The sequence below is a fragment of the Endozoicomonas sp. ONNA2 genome, assembly GCF_024606365.1.
Taxonomy (GTDB): Bacteria; Pseudomonadota; Gammaproteobacteria; order Pseudomonadales; family Endozoicomonadaceae; genus Endozoicomonas.
Window position 1 is genome coordinate 1 of sequence record NZ_JAHHPO010000892.1, and the last position, 2,100, is coordinate 2,100.

Consider the following 2,100-nt stretch of genomic DNA (forward strand, 5'->3'; position numbering starts at 1 on the left):
AAGAACGGCGACACAGCCCTGCATATAGCCACCAAAATCAGTAAAACCCGGGGCCGTGAACAATGTGCCGCCATGGGCACAGATATCCATGGAACCCTTATTAACGGCAAGACCTTCGAACACTATACCATCGAAAAAGAAAACGACATTGGGTGTCTTCGTACGCTGGCTGATAACAGGGAAGTGGACTTTAATGCCCGTGATAACGACGGTATCACGCCTTTGATGATAGTAACGCTTTGGGGCAAATCAGATCAGCTGACTTATTTGCTTGAAAGAGCGGATATCAATATCGCTGCTAACTGCGGCACCACGGCATTGCATTTGGCCGCTTGTTGGGGGCGAACCGATTGTCTGGTAAAACTGCTTGGCAGGAAAGTGGATGTCAATGTCAAAACACGTAAAGATGGTGCTACGCCCTTGCATATGGCTGCTCAGAACGGCCACACAGAGTCTGTCCAGAAGCTGCTGCAAGATAATCGTCAGCCCACCCCAGTCAATGAACAAAGGAACGATGGCTGCACGGCTCTGCACTTGGCTGCTCGTAATGGCCATACTGAGATCGTCAGGGCATTTAAGGAAATTGCCTCCGGGCGCATCCGCGTTGATGTCAAGAATAACAAGGGCGATACAGTTCTCCACGAAGCTGCTCGTCAAGGTGACACAAAGAGCGTCAAGGCATTGCTGGACATTGATTCCTCCCTGGCCAACGAGAAGAATAACGATGACGAAACAGCTCTTCATTCAGCTGCTCGTCAAGGCCACACAGAGGCCATCCAGACATTGCTGACCAAAGCCCCTTTTCTGGCCAAAGAGAAGGGTAACGTTGGCAGGACGGCTCTTCACTACGCTGCTTGTGTAGGCCAAATAGCGGCCATCCTGACATTGCTGGCCAAGGTTCCCTCCCTGGCCAACGAGAAGGACGAATTTGGCGAAACGGCCCTGCACAAAGCTGCTCGCCAAGGCCACACAGAAGCCATTAAGACATTACTGAATATTGACCGCTCCCTGGCCAGGGAGAAGGATAATCTGGGCCGGACGGCTCTGCACACAACTGCTTTTCATGGCCACACAGGGGCCATTCAGACTTTGCTGAAAATTGAACCCTCCCTGGCCAAAGAGAAGGAAAACGTTGGCAACACGGCTCTGCACATAGCGGCAATGAATGGCCAAACTGAAGGCATCCAGACATTGCTGACCAATGCCCCCGCCATGGCCAGAGAGAAGAGTAACTGTGGCCAAACGGCTCTGCACATAGCTGTTATTGTAGGCCAGACAGAGGCTATCCAGACATTGCTGACCATTGCCCCCTCCCTGGCCAAAGAGAAGGATATATTTGGCAGGACGGCTCTCGTGCTGGCTATCGAGCATGGCCGCACAGAGTGCCGGAAACTTCTTGAAGACTATAGGGCCAGATCATCGGGCAGCCTTCTACAGTGAGCAATAAAATTGTGCGCAGAACCGATTCTTGATTGTTTCAAACCTCCATCTCATACTGCGGCAGGCTTGGCTTTCTCTTATCTCACCATCCAGAATAAACGCCTTTTCACCAACGTTTACCGACTCACCCTTAACTGTAATAACCGAACCATACCGAAGCACTGCCTGATTGGTGCCATTGCCATTTTTGGCAGTAGGGCAGTCTATTCTCGGACAGCCTCCCGGAACTGTTGCCAAATGTTTGTCGTTGCCATCACTTACTTTTCAGATAAACGATTGCTGTCTTGTGAAAGTGTCTTGTGAAAGTTGATTCCGTGCCTGACTTTTGATTAAAACGACAATCTTTTTGTTAAAAATTCTGTTTTTTGTGGAACTTACCCTGCTGATTTTTTGTCCTACTCAACGTTTTCAGTCATTTAAAGCAGGCTAAGGCGATGAATGGTGTCGGTAGAAACGGGGCTGATTTATTCTTTGAATGTTCTTTCTGTAGTGGTAACGGCGGCTATTTCGGACAACTTGGCGGGCGTTCACTGGTCAAAACCTCTTGCGATAAACGTGAAGTTTTTCATCTGGAATGCATCACCAGATGGCTTGACAGTGAACAGCAGTCGGCAAGAACTCTTGACCAACGCCAATGTGCATGCAGGCAACCGGCACTGC

2 protein-coding genes are annotated in these 2,100 nt (G+C 49.8%); both read left to right on the top strand.

The window, feature by feature from the left end:
• A partial coding sequence (locus tag KDK14_RS15875) for an ankyrin repeat domain-containing protein (RefSeq protein ID WP_257266150.1) occupies positions 1-1,440 on the top strand: 1,440 nt, incomplete at its 5' end.
• 434 nt (positions 1,441-1,874) lie between these two features.
• On the top strand, positions 1,875-2,100 hold a 226-nt coding region (locus tag KDK14_RS15880; protein ID WP_257266151.1), incomplete at its 3' end, for a hypothetical protein.